The 17,678-nt window shown below is 53.3% G+C and carries 18 protein-coding genes and 1 tRNA gene; 16 read left to right on the forward strand and 3 right to left on the reverse strand.

The window, feature by feature from the left end; translation table 11 throughout:
• Positions 1-14: 14 nt before the first annotated feature.
• From hisD to trxB, 9 genes are all read left to right on the forward strand, one after another.
• Positions 15-1,304: a histidinol dehydrogenase gene (gene hisD / locus QMO62_RS19290; protein WP_284643412.1), complete on the forward strand. Its 1,290-nt coding sequence runs from the start codon at positions 15-17 to the stop codon at positions 1,302-1,304.
• A complete protein-coding gene (gene hisB, locus QMO62_RS19295) occupies positions 1,297-1,908 on the forward strand; it encodes an imidazoleglycerol-phosphate dehydratase HisB (protein WP_284643413.1) in 612 nt (203 codons plus the stop codon). Before hisD ends, hisB begins: the two co-directional genes overlap by 8 nt.
• Before the next feature lie 2 nt (positions 1,909-1,910).
• The gene (gene hisH / locus QMO62_RS19300; protein WP_284643414.1) at positions 1,911-2,534 is read left to right on the forward strand and encodes an imidazole glycerol phosphate synthase subunit HisH; all 624 of its coding nucleotides are present in this window, start codon (positions 1,911-1,913) and stop codon (positions 2,532-2,534) included.
• 42 nt (positions 2,535-2,576) lie between these two features.
• Positions 2,577-3,335: an imidazole glycerol phosphate synthase subunit HisF gene (gene hisF, locus QMO62_RS19305; RefSeq protein WP_284643415.1), complete on the forward strand. Its 759-nt coding sequence runs from the start codon at positions 2,577-2,579 to the stop codon at positions 3,333-3,335.
• On the forward strand, positions 3,332-4,012 hold the full coding sequence (gene hisIE, locus QMO62_RS19310) for a bifunctional phosphoribosyl-AMP cyclohydrolase/phosphoribosyl-ATP diphosphatase HisIE (RefSeq protein ID WP_284643416.1): 681 nt from the start codon (positions 3,332-3,334) through the stop codon (positions 4,010-4,012). Before hisF ends, hisIE begins: the two co-directional genes overlap by 4 nt.
• Before the next feature lie 11 nt (positions 4,013-4,023).
• Positions 4,024-4,836: a histidinol-phosphatase HisJ gene (gene hisJ, locus QMO62_RS19315; RefSeq protein WP_284643417.1), complete on the forward strand. Its 813-nt coding sequence runs from the start codon at positions 4,024-4,026 to the stop codon at positions 4,834-4,836.
• A 121-nt stretch (positions 4,837-4,957) separates the two neighbouring features.
• Positions 4,958-5,908: a ribose-phosphate diphosphokinase gene (locus QMO62_RS19320; RefSeq protein WP_284643418.1), complete on the forward strand. Its 951-nt coding sequence runs from the start codon at positions 4,958-4,960 to the stop codon at positions 5,906-5,908.
• 151 nt (positions 5,909-6,059) lie between these two features.
• On the forward strand, positions 6,060-7,814 hold the full coding sequence (locus QMO62_RS19325) for a tetratricopeptide repeat protein (RefSeq protein WP_284643419.1): 1,755 nt from the start codon (positions 6,060-6,062) through the stop codon (positions 7,812-7,814).
• 90 nt (positions 7,815-7,904) lie between these two features.
• A complete protein-coding gene (gene trxB / locus QMO62_RS19330; protein ID WP_284643420.1) occupies positions 7,905-8,852 on the forward strand; it encodes a thioredoxin-disulfide reductase in 948 nt (315 codons plus the stop codon).
• Between the two features lie 80 nt (positions 8,853-8,932).
• Here the strand turns inward: trxB and QMO62_RS19335 are convergent, their stop codons facing one another.
• A complete protein-coding gene (locus tag QMO62_RS19335; protein ID WP_284643421.1) occupies positions 8,933-9,106 on the reverse strand; it encodes a hypothetical protein in 174 nt (57 codons plus the stop codon).
• 210 nt (positions 9,107-9,316) lie between these two features.
• Here QMO62_RS19335 and QMO62_RS19340 point away from each other — a divergent pair, with 210 nt between their 5' ends.
• From QMO62_RS19340 to QMO62_RS19370, 7 genes are all read left to right on the forward strand, one after another.
• Positions 9,317-10,267 carry an ROK family glucokinase gene (locus QMO62_RS19340; protein WP_284643422.1) on the forward strand — a complete coding sequence of 317 codons (951 nt, stop codon included), beginning with the start codon at positions 9,317-9,319 and terminating at the stop codon, positions 10,265-10,267.
• Between the two features lie 111 nt (positions 10,268-10,378).
• Complete coding sequence (gene rapZ / locus QMO62_RS19345) at positions 10,379-11,278, forward strand: RNase adapter RapZ (RefSeq protein WP_284643423.1); 900 nt, start codon at positions 10,379-10,381, stop codon at positions 11,276-11,278.
• Complete coding sequence (gene mgfK, locus QMO62_RS19350) at positions 11,275-12,255, forward strand: gluconeogenesis morphogenetic factor MgfK (protein WP_284643424.1); 981 nt, start codon at positions 11,275-11,277, stop codon at positions 12,253-12,255. The genes rapZ and mgfK overlap by 4 nt, the downstream gene beginning before the upstream one ends.
• 6 nt (positions 12,256-12,261) lie before the next feature.
• Positions 12,262-13,191, forward strand: a complete 930-nt coding sequence (gene whiA / locus QMO62_RS19355) for a DNA-binding protein WhiA (RefSeq protein WP_284643425.1) — start codon at positions 12,262-12,264, stop codon at positions 13,189-13,191.
• Between the two features lie 221 nt (positions 13,192-13,412).
• Positions 13,413-13,682, forward strand: coding sequence for an HPr family phosphocarrier protein (locus QMO62_RS19360; RefSeq protein ID WP_010500412.1), 270 nt, complete (start codon positions 13,413-13,415; stop codon positions 13,680-13,682).
• A 176-nt stretch (positions 13,683-13,858) separates the two neighbouring features.
• Positions 13,859-15,637 carry a stalk domain-containing protein gene (locus QMO62_RS19365; RefSeq protein ID WP_284643426.1) on the forward strand — a complete coding sequence of 593 codons (1,779 nt, stop codon included), beginning with the start codon at positions 13,859-13,861 and terminating at the stop codon, positions 15,635-15,637.
• Between the two features lie 168 nt (positions 15,638-15,805).
• Positions 15,806-16,621 (forward strand): hypothetical protein, encoded by an 816-nt coding sequence (locus QMO62_RS19370; protein ID WP_284643427.1) that lies wholly within the window; start codon positions 15,806-15,808, stop codon positions 16,619-16,621.
• Between the two features lie 48 nt (positions 16,622-16,669).
• Here QMO62_RS19370 and clpP read toward each other — a convergent pair whose 3' ends face one another.
• Together clpP and QMO62_RS19380 are read right to left on the reverse strand one after the other, a co-directional pair.
• Entirely contained in the window at positions 16,670-17,251 is a 582-nt protein-coding gene (gene clpP / locus QMO62_RS19375; protein WP_284643428.1) for an ATP-dependent Clp endopeptidase proteolytic subunit ClpP, read from the reverse strand.
• Positions 17,252-17,431: 180 nt separating this feature from the next.
• Positions 17,432-17,506 (reverse strand) — tRNA-Arg (locus QMO62_RS19380).
• Positions 17,507-17,678: the final 172 nt, after the last annotated feature.

The raw sequence follows: 17,678 nt of genomic DNA on the forward strand, positions 1-17,678 counted from the left end.
GGGACGAAAGAACGATGAGAATCATGGATGCAAACGACTTCTCGCTGAAGCGGGAAGTGGAATACGGCTCCCCGGAGCAAAACGAGCGCGTCAAGCAAATTATCGAAGACGTTCGGGTGAACGGCGACGCGGCGCTGCGTCGGCTGGCGCTCGAATTGGATAAAATGAAGGTAGAGGATCTTCGGGTGAGTGAAGAGGAGATCCAAGCGGCCTATCAGCATGTAGACGCTTCGTTCCTTGAAGCGATTCGCGAGGCGGCTGTGAACATTCGCCGCTTTCACGAGAAGCAGAAGCGTTCGTCTTGGATGGATCTGCAGCCGGATGGAAGTATTCTCGGCCAGGTCATCCGTCCGCTGCGCCGGGTAGGGCTGTACGTGCCGGGTGGCAAGGCAGCCTACCCTTCGTCGGTGCTGATGAACGCGATCCCGGCGCAGGTGGCCGGCGTGCCGGAGATTGTGATGGTCACGCCGCCTTCGACGGCGGGCGTGGAGGGCATTAACCCGCACATCCTCGTAGCGGCAGCCGAAGCCGGCGTGCGGGAGATTTACCGCGTCGGCGGGGCGCAGGCCGTAGCGGCGCTCGCTTACGGCACCGAGTCGATCGCGGCGGCCGACAAGATCGTAGGGCCGGGGAACATCTATGTCGCCTTAGCCAAACGTTACGTGTTTGGCGCCGTCGACATCGACAGCATAGCCGGCCCGAGCGAGATTGTCGTGCTGGCGGATGAGAGCGCGGACGCCGCCTACGTGGCGGCGGACCTGCTCTCGCAGGCGGAGCACGACGAGATGGCTTCGGCGATTCTGGTGACTCCATCGCCGGAGCTGGCCGAGGCGGTCCGCACCGAGGTGGACCGCCAGCTCGCCGCGCTGCCGCGGCGGGACATCGCGGCGCAGTCGATCCGCGATTACGGTGCGATCCTGCGCGTAGCGAGCCTCGACGAGGGCGTGAGCGTCGTCAATCAGCTGGCGCCGGAGCATCTCGAGGTTATCGTGCGGGAGCCGTTCCAGTACCTCGGCAAAATCGAAAACGCCGGCGCCGTGTTCCTCGGTCCTTACAGCTCGGAGCCGGTAGGGGATTATTTTGCCGGTCCGAACCATGTGCTGCCGACGAACGGAACCGCAAGGTTCTCGTCGCCGCTGAACGTGGACGATTTTATGAAAAAATCAAGCGTCATTTACTATAGCAAGGAAGCGCTGCTGCGCGACGGCGAGAAAATTATCGCTCTTGCCCGTCATGAGGGGCTCGAGGCTCACGCGCGCGCGATCCAAATTCGACTGGAGAAGGAAGGGAACACTCGTGGCTGAACAAGAGCAAAAGCAGCAAGCACGCTCGGCAGAGGTAGTAAGAAGAACGAACGAAACGGATATTAAGCTTTCTTTTGCCATCGATGGAACAGGGATTTCGGAGCTTGATACGGATGTACCTTTCTTCAATCATATGCTGGATCTGTTCACGAAGCACGGTCAGTTCGATCTGAACGTGAAGGCGATCGGCGATGTGGAGATTGACGATCATCATACGGTAGAGGATATCGGGATTTGCCTCGGGCAGACGGTCAGAGAAGCGCTCGGCGACAAAAAGGGCATCAAGCGGTACGCGAATGTGTTCATTCCGATGGATGAGGCGCTCGCACAGGTGATCATCGATATCAGTAATCGTCCTCACCTGGAATATCGTGCCCAGTACCCGTCCCAGACGGTCGGCAGCTTCACGACAGAGCTTGTGCATGAGTTTCTGCATAAGTTCGCGCTCGAGGCGCGGATTACGCTGCACGTTATCGTACACTACGGGCACAACACGCACCACATGGTGGAAGCGGTATTCAAGGCACTCGGACGCGCGCTCGACGAGGCAACTACAATCGATCCCCGTGTGAAAGGCGTGCCTTCGACGAAGGGAGTGCTGTAAGCATGATCGCAATCATTGATTACGGTATGGGCAATCTTCACTCCGTGGCGAAGGCCGTGGAGCGTCTCGGCTACGAAGCCGTTGTGACCTCGGAGGAGCGGGTGCTGCTTGAGGCGGACGGTGCGATTCTGCCGGGCGTCGGTGCCTTCGGCGACGCTATGGAGCATCTGCGTGCGTCTCATTTGGACGAAGCCGTGAAGCACTATGCCGAGACGGGCAAGCCGCTGCTGGGCATCTGCCTTGGGATGCAGCTTTTGTTCGGCAGCAGTGAGGAGCACGGACACAATCAAGGCTTGAACCTGTTGCCTGGCAGCGTGGTTCGTTTCCAAGGCGGATACAAAATCCCGCATATGGGCTGGAATCGGTTGGAGTTTAAGCAGGCAAGCCCGCTTTTTCGTGATCTGGAGGAGGGCCATGTGTATTTCGTACACTCCTTCCATGTACTGCCTGAACGTAAAGAGGACCTATTGGCCACAACGGATTACTTCCAACAGGTTACGGCGATTGTGGGAAGAGACAACGTATTCGGCATGCAGTTTCATCCGGAGAAAAGCGGAGACGTCGGCATGAAGCTGCTGGGGAATTTTCTAGCTATGTGTGTCAATGCAGCTTCTGTTAAGGGATAACTTCAAATAATGATTCGATAGGGAGAGGGGGCAATACAAGAGATGTTGGCTAAACGAATCATTCCTTGCCTTGATGTGAAGGACGGCCGTGTCGTAAAGGGTGTGAATTTCGTAAACCTTCGGGATGCAGGAGACCCTGTCGAGCTGGCGGCGATTTACGATAACGAAGGCGCCGACGAGCTGGTATTCCTTGACATTTCGGCTTCCCATGAAGGCAGAGCGACCATGATCGAGGTTGTCAAGCAGACGGCGGGGGAAATCACGATTCCTTTTACCGTAGGCGGCGGCATTGCCAGCGTGGACGATATGAAGCGGCTGCTGCGCGCGGGTGCGGATAAGATCGGGATCAATACGGCGGCGGTGAGAAATCCTCAGCTCGTCTCGGACGGTGCCCGCCGATTCGGCTCCCAATGCATCGTTGTTGCAGTGGATGCCCGGTTTAATAGCGAATGGGGCGAGTGGGAAGTATTCACCCACGGCGGCCGTAACGGCACGGGAATTAGGGCGCTGGAGTGGGTCAAGCGGATTGAGGAGCTCGGCGCGGGGGAAATCCTGCTGACCAGCATGGACGCGGACGGCACAAAGGACGGCTTTGACCTGAAGCTGACCCGGGCGGTATCGGAGACGGTCAGCATTCCGGTGATTGCTTCCGGCGGAGCGGGAAAGAAAGAACACTTCTACGATGTGTTTAGCGAAGGTAAAGCGGATGCAGGATTGGCCGCAACGATTTTTCACTATAAGGAAATGACGATAGGTGAGGTCAAGCAGGACCTCCGAAGCAGAGGAGTGGAAGTACGGTGAGTGAGCAAGCTGGGGGAATCACCAACGGGGAAGAGCTGAATGCAGCGATCAAATGGGACGCTAACGGCCTGGTGCCTGCGATTGTGCAGGATGCCGTAAGCAAGGAAGTCCTCATGATGGCTTATATGAATCAAGAGTCGCTGAAGCTGACGATCGAGTCGGGAGAAACGTGGTTCTGGAGCCGTTCGCGCGGCGAGCTTTGGCATAAGGGCGCGACCAGCGGACACACGCAGAAGGTCAAGGCGCTCCGTTACGACTGCGACGGTGACACGCTGTTGGTGCTGGTCGACCAGGCGGGCGCTGCCTGTCATACCGGCCGGTACAGCTGCTTCTACAATGAAGTGAAGCTTGGCGCGGTTCAGGGCGTCGAAGCTGCAGGCAACGATCGCTTCGCCATTCTGAATGCGCTGGAATCGGTTATCGCTCAGCGGGATGCCGAGCGTCCGGAGGGCGCCTATACTACGTACCTGTTCGAAAAAGGGGTCGACAAAATCCTCAAAAAGGTCGGCGAGGAGGCCGCCGAGGTCATCATCGCCGCGAAGAACCGCGATGCCGACGAGCTTCGCTATGAAGCCAGCGACCTGATCTTCCATCTGATGGTGCTGCTGCGCGAGCAGAAGCTGCCGCTGGATGAGGTTATGCGTGAGCTGGACCGCCGCCACAATACCAAAAAGTAAGGAGCTCCAACATGCTGATCGATTATCATACCCACCACGTTAGGTGTGGTCATGCGTCGGGCGAGCTGGAGGAATACGTGCTGAAGGGCATTGAGATCGGACTCACTCAATTGGGGCTGTCCGATCACATGCCCTTGCTCCATGTAGACCCGGCAACATATCTCCCGGGTATGGCGATGCCGATGGAGGAATTGCCGAACTATGTTGAAGAGGCATTCCGTCTCCAGGAGAAATACAAGCGGCAGATCGACATCCGAGTCGGTTTGGAAGGGGATTACATTGAAGGCTATGAGCGGGACATCGAGCGCATTGTGAAGGCGTATCCGTGGGATTACGTGATCGGCTCGGTGCATTTTCTCGGGGAATGGGATATCACGGATTACCGGCAGACGGACGGATGGAAGGAGCGCGACGCCTACGAGGTGTACGTTCAATATTATGACGCGGTGAAAAAGGCGGCCCGGACGGGCTTCTACGACTACCTCGGTCATATTGACGTCATCAAACGCTTCGGCTTCAAGCCGGAGCAGCCTACTGAGCATCTGGAGCGGGAAGCGCTGGAGGCCGTGAAGACGGCCGGGTTGGCCATTGAACTGAACGCATCGGGACTCCGCATGCCCGTAAACGAAATGTTTCCAAGCCGCCGCATGCTTGAATATGCCCTGCAATTGGGAATACCTATAACGATTGGATCGGACTGCCACCAGCCGGAACGGCTCGCGCAATATCTCGATCAAGCGGTGGCCCTGCTGAAGGACGTCGGTTTTACCGATTTAGCCACATTTAAGGGTCGGAAACGCACGATGGTGCCTATTGGATTTTGACGAATTCATGTATAATGGGAATGTCGGACTTTTTAAATATTGTGTAAATCGTCACAGGGCTGATGATGTAGAAACATGTCAACATGGACTAAGGAATCTAAGATAATATGCGGAGGTTATCATGCACAGCGACAAGGTGAAAATATTCTCGGGATCATCCAATCCCCAATTGGCAGAGCGGATCTGCCGGGAGCTGGGGGTTCCGCTGGGTAACATCAAACTGTCCCGATTCAAAAGCGGCGAGGTCTACTGCCTCTATGAGGAAAGCATTCGGAACTGTGACGTCTTCTTGGTGCAGACGTTCTCTCACCCGATCAACGAACACTTCATGGAGCTGCTCGTCATGATGGATGCGGCGAAGAGAGCATCGGCACGGACGATCAATCTTGTCGTTCCATATTACGGGTATTCCCGCCAAGAGCGCAAGGCGGCTCCACGGGAACCGATCTCGGCTAAGCTGGTAGCTGATCTGCTCACAACGGCAGGCGCACACCGCGTCATTACGATCGATCTGCATGCTCCGGCCATTCAGGGCTTCTTCAATATTCCGGTAGACCACTTGACCGCACTGGATCTTCTCAGCGGTTACATCAAGAAGAAGAATATCGAAGACTTGATCGTGGTTTCCCCGGATGCCGGCGGCGTAACGCGAGCTGAGAACCTGGCGAACGTGATCGAAGCGCCGATCGCAATGATGTTCAAGAAGCGTTATGCGCACAATGAAGCTGTCGTTACTCACGTTATCGGGGATGTGGAGGGCAAAACGCCTGTTATCATCGAAGACTTGATTGATACGGGTACGACAATCGTCAACGTCGTGGAAGGGCTGAAGGAACGCGGCGCCAAGGACGTTTACATTCTTGCCACCCACGCGGTATTCTCCGGGCCAGCCTTGGAGCGCTTGAACCATCCGAACATTAAGGAAGTTATTATTACCGACTCGATTGCGATTCCGGACGATCATCCTGAGAAGTTTAAGGTGCTCTCCGTAGCTCATCTGCTTTCGGATGCTATCCGCATCATCCAATCCGGCGGCTCGATCAGCTCTTTGTTCAAGTACGGCGGCGTATAGATTCCCTATTTCCAATTAAAATATTGCGACACTTCGTGCTCCGGCTCAGGAATCGATTACGATTTTGGGCCGGAGTATGTTACTATAGAGGTACATTAAGATTACCCCGGATTTCTGAGCGAGTTCCGGACGGACCACGGAGGTGCCTTGCATGGAGAAGAAAAAACGCGTACAGCTTAAGCCCACTACGAATATTATCCCGATGAAACTGGACGCTACGTTCTTTTTCGAGAAAGCCGTTCAGTCCATGGACCGATATCGATATGATAAGGCACTGAAGTATTTTAAACGTGCCGCCGAATACGAACCCGAGAATCCTGTAAACCACTGCAATCTGGCAGGACTGCTGTCGGAGATGGGCAATTATGAGGAGTCCAACAAGATATTGCAAAATGTGCTCGATGTCATTGATCCCTCGATGACCGAGTGTTATTTCTATATGGCCAATAATTTTGCCAATATGGAGAATTATGAATCGGCCGAGAAGGCGATTGTGCATTATCTGGAGAATGATCCGAACGGGCAGTTTCTCGAGGAATCGGAAGAGATGATGGAGCTGCTCAGCTACGAGCTCGACCGTCCGACGAAGCTGGCTACGATTAAGTCCCGGGAAGGTCTCTTCGAGCATGACCGCGCCCGCTCGCTGCTGGAGGAAGGCAAGTTCGCGGAAGCGGTTCGGATTATGGAGAAGCTGATTAAGAAGCACCCCGATTTCATGGCGGCCCGGAACAATTTGGCGCTTGCTTATTATTACATGGGGCATTTCGATAAATCCGTCGATATGATCAAACAGGTGCTGGAGCTGGAGCCGGGCAACTTGCACGCGCTTTGCAACCTGGCCATCTTCTATCAGCATTTCGGTGACCGCGACAATCTGAATGAGCTGCTGATGCTGCTGCGCAAGATGTATCCTTTCCATCAGGACCATGTGTTTAAGCTGGCAACCACGATGGGCATTCTTAGCGAGCACGAGGCGGCATATCATTTGTTCAAGCGGTTGCTGAAAACAGGAGAAGCGGGCTTCGACCCTTGTCTGTTCCACTATACGGCGGTGGCTGCTTACCAAACCAAGCGATACGATGAGGCGGAACGCCAGTGGCGGCAGGCGGAGAAGTTTGACCCGGGCTCGGAAATTCCCCGGTTTTATTTAAATCTGCTGCGCAGGTATCGTCATGAAGCGGTAAAGCCTTCGGTAAGCTATCATTACCACCTTCCGTTCGAGGAGCAGTTCCGCGGCTTGGAGCGGTCCGAGAATGGGCTTCCGGAGCATCTGAAGAAGGATCCGCTGGTTCGCTCTTCGTTCTTCTGGGCGCTCCGTCATGGGGATATGGACACGAAGTTGCAGGTCATTCAAGCGTTCAGCCTGATCGGCGACGATGAGGTGAAGGATACGCTGCTCGAATTTATCCAGCAGCCGGAGGAAGACGACTATTTGAAGAAAATGGCTCTCTTCGTCCTCCGAAGCATCGGCTATAAGGACACGGTCAAAGCGGTGCTGGACGGACGTCAGGTTACCGTGGCTCCTTCGCCGTTTTCCCCAGGCTTACCGCGTTGGGACCGCAAGTGGCAGCAGGTCATGGACTGCGCCTTGTCGCACATGAGTCGCAGATACGAGCTGGTGCAGCAGTACGATTTGCAAACGCTATGGGTAGAATACGTAACTAGAGTGTTTCCGGCGGTGCCGAAGATCACGAAGGTGGAAGGCTGGGCGGCAGCGCTGGAATATTTGACCGCCAAAATGCATCGCCGGCCGGTTCCCTTCCATGAGGTAGCCGCGCGTTACGGTGTGTCGGTCGCAACCGTAAGCAAGAATGTGAAGCTGATTGACGAGGCCTGCGGCTTGAAAGAGAAGATGAATGCGATTTTCTCCAAGCTGCCTAGAACTGATTCAAAATCGGAGCGATAGGATAAACTTCTACTATGAGGTTTTCTTTTCGATAGAAGCTTTTCTTAATAAATTTTGGTTTGGCAGCATGTTGGAGGAGGAATTATCCGTATGTACAAAACGATCGTCATCGGGACCGGCCCTGCCGGCTTGACAGCGGCCATTTACTTGGCGCGTGCGAACCTGAATCCGTTGGTTATCGAAGGGCCGGAGCCAGGCGGACAGCTGACGACAACGACGGAGGTCGAGAATTTTCCCGGCTTTCCGGAAGGAATCATGGGACCCGAATTAATGGCCAATATGCGAAAGCAAGCGGAGCGCTTCGGCGCGGAGTTCAAGACCGGCTGGGTGAACAGCGTGGACACGTCCAAGCGCCCATTCAAGCTGACGGTAGAGGGCATGGGAGAGATCGAAGCGGAAACGTTGATCATCTCTACCGGCGCATCTGCGAAGCTGCTAGGCATCGAGAACGAGAAGGAAATGATCGGCCGCGGCGTAAGCACCTGCGCTACCTGCGACGGCTTCTTCTTCCGCGGCAAGAAGATTATCGTGGTCGGCGGCGGCGACTCTGCGATGGAGGAGGCGAATTTCCTTACTCGCTTTGCCACAGAGGTTCAGCTGGTACACCGTCGCAATGAGCTGCGTGCTTCGAAGATCATGCAGGATCGCGCCCGCGAGAATGAAAAGATCAGCTGGAGCTTGAACAAGACGCCTCTTGCCGTCGTTTCCGGCGACAAAGGAGTAACCGGTCTGAAGGTGCGTGACAACGAAACGGGTGCGGAGGAAATCATTGAAACCGACGGGATCTTCGTAGCCATCGGTCATAAGCCGAACACGGATTTCTTGGCAGGTCAGATCACAACGGATGAGGTAGGCTACATTCAAGTGAAGCCAGGCACATCGATGACGAACATTCCGGGCGTCTTCGCCTGCGGCGACGTTCAGGACAGCAAGTACCGCCAGGCGATTACGGCGGCTGGCAGCGGCTGTATGGCGGCGCTGGACTGCGAGAAGTTCCTCGAAGGCCATATGGTGCATGACTGGAGCCAATCGCTGTAAAAAAGCAAAAAGCTGTTCCCACAGGGCTATGGTTGCCTAGCGGGGACAGCTTTTTTGTTGTAACTTTAGAAGAAGGGTCCTTACTGCAGCTCCTCTTGCTGCACGGAAGCCACCGGCTCTGCCGCGTCAGCATTCAGCTGATCCTCTTGGGCCAGAGCCGCCGTATATTCCTGCGCATTCGCGATATCGCGGTCCGTAGCGGTACGGTTCTTCTTGGTCGTGCGGTCCTCGGCAGGGGTGCCATGAAGTGCCATGGGATTCACCTCCTTTTCCTCAAGAATAAGTCTTCGCCCATAATATGACCCGAAACGGAATCGGTTTATCCGCGTAGTACCTATGAATGGAAAATCGGCCCTACTGCCGCGACTCATCTTGACCAATGGAGACCGTTAGCTTAATATTGGTCATAAAGAGTGCATATCGGTTAATCCAGGGAACATTATTTCTTATGAGGTGAAGAGTCAGTGGCGGATAAGGTTTACGTAGGAGTGGATTTAGGCGGTACGGCCATTAAGGTGGGGTTATGTGACGAGCAGGGGAATTTGCTGCAGACATACGAGGGGCCAACGGGAACCGAGCACGGCTCGGACGTAGTGCTTGAGAACATCGCTCAATATGTAAGGAAGCTCGTACAAGAATCACCTTACGAATGGGAGCAGGTTGCCGGAATCGGTGCCGGTATCGCTGGCTTTATGGACATTCCGGAGGGCTTTATCAAGCTGTCTCCCAACCTCGGCTGGCGCAATGTGCCAGTGAAGAAGATCCTCGAAGAGAAGCTCGGGAAAACCGTAAAAATAGACAACGATGCGAACGTCGCTGCGCTTGGTGAAGCATGGGCCGGCGCGGGCAAAGGCGTACCGAACGTAGTGTGCTATACGCTCGGTACGGGTGTCGGAGGCGGCATTATCATTAACGGTCGGATATACCAAGGCTTTAATGGCATGGCAGGCGAGCTGGGGCATATGATTATTGTACCGGACCTCGAGTCCATTGCGTGCGGCTGTGGCCGTAAGGGCTGCCTGGAGACGGTATCCTCAGCGACAGGCATTATCCGGATGGCGAAGGAAGCGGTAGAGCGCGGTGAGCATACGTCCCTAGCGCTGGTAGAGAATATCATGGCGAAGGATGTCTTCGACGCTGCAAAGACCGGCGATGAGGTAGCGCTCCGAATTATTAACCGCGCAGCCATGTATCTTGGCAAGTCAATGGCGACCGTATCCGTGGTCGTTAACCCGCAGCGATTCATCGTAGGGGGCGGCGTATCCAAGGCCGGCGATATACTCTTCGAAGCGATTCGCAAGTATTACTACGGCTGTGCGCAAGAAACGGCGAAGGAAGGCGTGGATATCGTTCCTGCCGTTCTGGGTAACGACGCCGGTGTAGTCGGCGCGGCAGGCCTGAATCTGCGCGGCTAATCAACCTAGACCTATCCAGGGCGGTTCCAGTTGGAACCGCCCGTAGGCAGTATAGGGGTATAGATAGTAAATCGTTCCTGCATGGGAAGCAAAAGGGAGGCCGCTACAGCCATGGAAGAGATGCATACCCTAGGCAAGCTCGTTATCATCACGGGAATGTCCGGTGCGGGCAAGACGATCGCGGTGCAAAGCTTGGAGGATTTGGGCTTTTTCTGCGTGGATAATTTGCCCCCTGTGCTGATCCCGAAATTCGCAGAGCTCATAGAGCAATCCAAGGGCCGGATCGGCAAGGTAGCTCTAGTAATTGACCTTCGCGGCCGTGAGTTTTTCACGTCGCTGTCGGAATCGCTCCGCTATTTAAAGGATAACTATACACTGACGTATGAAATCCTGTTCCTGGATTCGACCGACTCGATCCTAGTCCAGCGATATAAAGAAAGCCGCCGAAAGCATCCGCTTGCACCGACAGGGGCTCCGCTCGAAGGCATCCAACAGGAGCGGAAGCTGCTCGAGGAGCTGAAGGGACTGGCTACACAGGTAATCGACACCAGCAGCATCAAACCGGCGCAGCTCAAAGAGAAAATTATTTCCCGATTCACCAATTTGGACTCGAGCAGCATATCTATAAATGTGATCTCCTTCGGCTTTAAATACGGCGTGCCGATTGATGCAGATTTGATTTTCGATGTTCGTTTCTTGCCGAACCCGCATTATGTAGAGACGCTTCGCCCCAATACAGGGCAGGATCCTGACGTATACGAATACGTGATGAAGTGGAACGAGACGCAGGAATTTCTGGCGAAGCTTCTGGATATGCTTCATTTCCTTGTTCCGCAGTACAAGAAGGAAGGCAAGAGCCAGGTTGTCGTAGGAATCGGCTGTACCGGAGGGAAGCACCGCTCCGTAGCGATTGCCGAATACTTGGGGAAAGTCATGGGCAACAGTGAAACTGAGGTTGTCCGGGTAACGCATCGGGATTCGGAGCGGGATCGGGTTGAGGTGAGGAGATGACCCCGGCTGACAGCTACATCCCTAAGGTAGTCGTTATTGGCGGCGGAACAGGTCTTTCCGTCATGCTTCGAGGTCTCAAGAAGATGCCCGTCGATATTACGGCGATCGTTACCGTGGCGGATGACGGAGGCAGCTCCGGCATTCTGCGCTCGGAGCTTGAGATGGTTCCTCCGGGGGATATCCGCAACGTGCTAACGGCGTTATCCGAGGTAGAGCCGCTGCTGGGGCAGATGCTCGAATATCGTTTTGATCGAGGGAACGGATTAGCCGGTCATAGTTTGGGTAACCTAATTTTGGCTGCAATGAAAGATATTACTGGGGACTTCGTGACCGGCGTGCGGGAGCTCAGCCGCGTGCTCGCGGTACGGGGTCAGGTGCTTCCGACTGCCAACCATGCCATCATTCTCAAAGCGGAAATGACGGACGGTACGATTGTGGAGGGGGAATCGAAGATTCCCAAAGCCGGAGGCGTCATCCGCAGGGTGTTTATCGAGCCTTCGGATGTGAAGCCTCTGCCTGAGGCGTTGGAAGCGCTTCGGCAGGCGGATTCGATCATCGTCGGTCCCGGCAGTCTTTACACCAGTATTATTCCCAACCTGCTGGTTCCGGAAATTGCTCAAACGATCGTGGAGTCCAAGGCCCTGAAGGTGTTTATCTGCAATGTGATGACCCAGCCTGGGGAGACGGACAATTATACGGTTAGCGATCACATTAATGCGATCTACGAGCACGTTGGACATGATCTGTTCGATTATGTCATCATCAATAACGGGGAAATACCGGAAGAGGTACAGCATCGATACGCCGAGAAGGGTGCCAAAGTAGTACCCGTGGATGAAGACAAAATCTCCGGCAAAAGCTACCAAATTATTGCTGACCAGCTGGTGCTGTTTCGCACGTACTTACGCCACGATGCCGAGCGGCTAAGTCAGCATATTTATCAGCTGGTGGAGAGCTGGATGTTCAAGAAGAGGTGATGTTCCATGTCCTTCGCCGCACAAACGAAAAAAGAATTGACGATGATCGAAGCGGACAACTGCTGTGAGAATGCGGAGCTGGCGGCACTGATTCGTATGAACGGCAGCGTTCAGCTGACAAGCCAGCGTGTGGTTCTGGATATCTCTACGGAGAATGCGGCGATCGCGCGCAGGATTTATTCTCTCCTGAAGAAGAAGTTCAAGGTGCATACCGAGCTATTGGTTCGGAAGAAGATGCGTCTCAAGAAGAACAATGTCTACATTGTTCGGGTACCCAGCCAAGTACAGGAAATTTTGGCGAAGCTCAGTATCGTTTCGGAAGGCTTCCTGTTCACGCCCGGCATTGAGTCCAAGATCATTCGCCGCACCTGCTGCAAAAGAGCTTATTTGCGCGGCGCTTTCCTGGCGGGCGGGTCGGTGAATAATCCGGAGGGCTCGTCGTACCATCTGGAGATTTCGTCCATGTATGAAGAGCACTGCAAGGCGCTGTGTCAGCTGGCCAATGAATTCGATCTCAATGCCCGCTGCATTGAACGAAAGAAGGGCTTTGTGCTGTACATTAAGGAAGGCGAGAAAATCATCGAGTTCCTCAACTTGATTGGGGCTCATCAGGCGCTGCTCCGTTTTGAAGACGTACGGATTATGAAGGATATGCGCAATTCCGTGAACCGTTTGGTCAACTGCGAAACAGCGAATTTGAACAAAACGATCGGCGCCTCCGTGCGGCAAATCGAGAACATTCGTCTGCTGCAAAAGGAAATCGGCCTTGGGAATTTACCTGAGAAGCTGAGGGAGGTCGCGGAAATTCGCCTTCAGCATCCGGATATGAACCTCAAGGAAGTCGGCGATCTCTTGAAAGGCCAAGTAAGCAAATCAGGCGTAAATCACCGTCTTCGCAAAATTGATGAGATGGCGGAAAAATTACGCAGGTCATAAATTGTTCATCACTGTTTTTCATTTTTTTGTGTAAATTTTCAATTTTTCTAGTGCAATCTACCGAAAAATGATATAATGGTTGAAAAATCGCTTTTTTTGCAAGATTACAGCTGTCTGTACATGGAATGGTTCGTCACTCTTGGACCGGTAAGATCCATCGAATCTGGGGCGAAAGTCCTTCATCATTTTGCATTATAAAGATTGTAGGGGGTATTGGTTGCATGTCGAGACGCCCAGTAGTCGTCAAGTTGAAAACAGGTCTTCATGCCAGACCGGCGGCGCTTTTCGTTCAGGAGGCTAACAAATTTTCTTCTGAGATCTTTGTGGAAAAGGACGAGAAGAAAGTGAATGCCAAAAGTATCATGGGGATTATGAGTTTGGCGATCAGCACAGGCACAGAAGTACACATTAGTGCGGAAGGTTCGGACGCTGAGCAGGCTGTAAACGCTTTAGTCACATTGGTTAGTAAAGAGGAATTGGAGAACCAATAGCCCGGTCCCATTGCTTCCGCAAGGAAGCTTTTTCTTTTCCTCGGGTTGTTCAATTCCGCGGTGTCCCAACGAAACCTTTTTGCTATGACATGCGTCTAAGATGACGTGTTTGTCTGTGCAGTGAGGTTTTTTTGGCATGGGCAACGAAGGATGTAGAGAGAAGAGGAGAAACGGAAATGAAACCGCTAAGAAGAGAACTGGCCTTATTGTTGATCATCGGTATGCTGTTCACGTTATGCCTGGCCCCGCTGGCGGGAGCCGCAGAGCAAGAGGTGCCGGTATCGTCCGGTACTACGCATATCCTGCTTTATGTGGATAAGGCGGAGGCGTTCTACAACAACACGCAAATCACTTTGGACGCACCGGCGACGATCATTCAGGACAAAATGTTCGTACCTGCCAAATTCCTGGGCGATGCCCTGGGTGTGAAGGTGGAATGGAATGCGGCAACCCGACAAATCGAAATGACGCCTCCAGGAACGAAAATAACGCTCGACAGCGATAATAAATCGGTTTGGATCAATGGCGTCATGGTGCCGTTCGATTCGGTCGCTCATATTACGGCAAACGGGCGTCTGCTGATCAAGCTGACCTGGCTCGCAGATTACATGGGTGCGAGATATGAGTACAACGATGAGCTCCGTCGTGTGGAGATCATCCATGTGAAATCACCTAGCGGCATTGTTAATCCGAATTCCGGCAATTCCAAGCCGGTGGCCAAGTTTACCTTCGCCAAATCGACCTACCAAATCGGGGAAACGATCAAGTATGTGGACTTGAGCTACGACCCGGATGCGGAGGGCATCGCGGACTGGAAGTGGGAAAATAAGAAAGATGTCTACTTCGAGCCGGGAACGTACCCGATTACTCTGACCGTGTCGGATCGCCATGGAAATCAAAGTGCACGATATACGCGAAATCTCGTCATTGAGAATACAACGTACTTGAGCCAGGTGGAATACCCTCTTTATAAGAAGCCGGTCGGCAGCTTCATTAAGACCGACTGGAGTATACTTTACGGCCATTACTGGGACTTGCCGCAGCTGCCTAAGCAGGTTGAGGAGGATAAATCCCGCTTGCTGCTGGTCAGCGATAGTCCGGAGGAATTCACGGAGAAGGGGATTCTGTATCAGGACGAGGTCAACGGCAAGGGACGCTTGTATGCGGATCACATTAACGGAACCAAGGAAAAGGTAACGCTGGCGATCCTCGCGAAAAACATGACGGATAAGCCCGTTACGATCAAAACGACGAACCGCGGCGAGGTATGGCCGTCCGTTTATGCGAATCTCATCGGCAGCGAGGCGACGGTGGATTTCCTGCTGAATGATCCGTTGACGGAAAGCTTGACGGTACCGGCAGGGCAGACATTTACTTACAAGCAATTTCCCGAGTTTTATCCGGGGCAAGGCGTGAACCTGTTCTACGATGTGGAGACCGACGGTAAGGTACAGTTCTCCTTCGTAGCTACGGATAAGGTAACATCGGATACGCTGCAGCGGCTGCCGCTTCTGGCGTTCAACGGCCACGTGCGCGGATCCTTCCCGGTATCCCAGGTGAACTGGACGATTGACGCGACCAACTTCGATAAGGCTTCAAGACTCATCATCGGGGATGGGAAGGAAGATCCGTTTGTTTCCGGCTATGACCCGATGCGCAAGCAGAACGTGCTGAACGAAGGAAACTACGGCGTGGTCTACAAAATCCATGCCGATAAGCCGAGGAAGATGGCGGTGATGATTTTGCCGAAGGGCGGCGTGTTCAAAGGGCCGTTCAAGATCAACGGCGACATCCGTCTGGTGCCGGAGTCCGGTGTCATGACCGCGTTCGACGGCATGCAGATTCTGGCCCGTACGACAGGCAAGGAGGAATCGCTGGACATCGAGTTTAGTCCTCCGGCAGGTTCGGCCTTTCCGATTGATCTCATTTTTTATCCGTTGGATGAAAGAGAATAAGGTGTAAGCTTCATCCCTTCCGGTCCTCGTGACTGGAGGGGATTTTTTGCGTTCCTGATATGCTGCTGATAAACGACTGACAATGTTCTTCGGTGGCGGAACTTTGCAGCGCTGAAAAGCGTTATCCAATTGAATAGATGATACGTGTATAAGGAGGGCCATTAGGGGATGGAAAACAGCGGGATCCAAGCATCAGCGGAAAAATGGATTCGCATTGCGGGCATTTCCGCGATTGCAATCGGCAGCCTCTACGTTCCGAGCGTGCCATGGTACTTGCTCGGTGAGGTGAAGGAGGCGGAGATCGGGCTGTGGGGCACGTTTACAGTATTGGGTGGGCTCCTCTGTATAATAGGGGCTGAAACGGTCAAGCGAGCAGCTGCAAGGTCGGTAAAGCAGGGACTTCTGGTCATAGCTTGTCTAGGAATGGCTGCACTGCTCCTCTCTCAGCTGCCGGCCTTCGTGATGTGGCAATTGTACGATGGGAGCTTCACTCGCGGATGGGCTCCGAACGATACGGCAGGCTGGCTGGCGGGCATGTCATTACACACTTGGCTAGCGGTCACAGGGGCGATCACGTTGTTTACTTCGGTGAGGGCGCTCCTTACCCGCACCTCTACGCTACAGCTTACGGCTAAACAGGGCTTTCGCTCAGTGGGTGTGCTTCTCGTCTGCGGCGTTCTGTGGGTCGTATGGAACTTCTACGAGGAAAAAACCTGGGTTACCTTTACTCATCCTGTGGCCGAAGCGAGAGACGTGTCCAAGGACGTTACGGTAAGCGCCGGGTGGCGGGGGAGCCGGGATAACATAGGAATTCGAGTGAGGTATGCAGATGAGCCGGAGAAGTACATTCCAGGAGTATCGGGCGCTTCCATGACCGGGGTCTCCTTCAAGCCGGATCAGCCCTTTGAGCCGGGTAGGAAATTGAAGATCACAGTTGAGGCAGGGATGCGCAGTCATGTGTTTTATTTTTATACGGGAGAATAAAAAAACCGACTTCATCACATTAGTTATGTGACGGAGTCGGTTTTCTGTTTACACGCGCTCGATAACTTTATCGATCAGACCGTATTCACGTGCTTCTTCAGCACTCATGAAGTTGTCGCGATCGGTGTCCTTCTCAATGCGCTCGAAGGTTTGGCCTGTGCGCTCGGCAAGAATCGTATTCAGCTTATCGCGCATCTTCAGGATGCGCTTCGCGCGAATCTCGATGTCGCTGGCCTGGCCTTCGGCACCGCCAAGCGGCTGATGAATCATCACTTCGCTGTTCGGCAGAGCAAAGCGCTTGCCCTTCGCTCCTGCAGCCAGCAGGAACGCTCCCATGGAAGCGGCCATACCTACGCAGATAGTGGACACATCAGGCTTGATGAATTGCATCGTATCATAAATCGCCATACCGGAAGTGATGGATCCGCCTGGGCTGTTAATGTAGAGGTGAATGTCCTTTTCCGGGTCGGAGGCAGCCAAGAACAGCAATTGCGCAATAATTGCATTGGCTACAACGTCGTTAATCGGGGTTCCGAGAAAAATAATGCGGTCCTTCAGCAGACGGGAGTAAATATCATATGCGCGTTCTCCTCTTGCATCCGGTTCAACAACCATTGGAATGAAACTCATAAGCTGCAGCCTCCTTTTTATCATTACAAGGATTATCACATGCCTGAGTATGTATACGCAAATAATGGGATAACATTCTCAGGCTGTATTTATTTTACCGAATTATCGGTTAAAGGTCAAGAAAGGTCAAACTTTATAAAATAAAAAAACCAGTCAAAAAAGAAACTAGTTAGGTAAAAGTGGCGCGCTCGCAAGGAATCGAACCTTGATCTCAGGCTCCGGAGGCCTACGTCATATCCATTGGACCACGAGCGCACAATATTTATTTAAGTGACAGCGAAACTTATTATATGATACCCGGCGATAAATTGCAAGCCCCAAATGATGAAAGGTATCAAGTGGAATTTTCAAGCACCTCCTTGAAATTTAAACCAAGATTATATATAATGAAATCAGCAAGTGGGACTAAAAATGTAGTACTGGGACG

The sequence above is a fragment of the Paenibacillus silviterrae genome (genome assembly GCF_030167925.1).
GTDB lineage: Bacteria > Bacillota > Bacilli > Paenibacillales > NBRC-103111 > Paenibacillus_G > Paenibacillus_G silviterrae.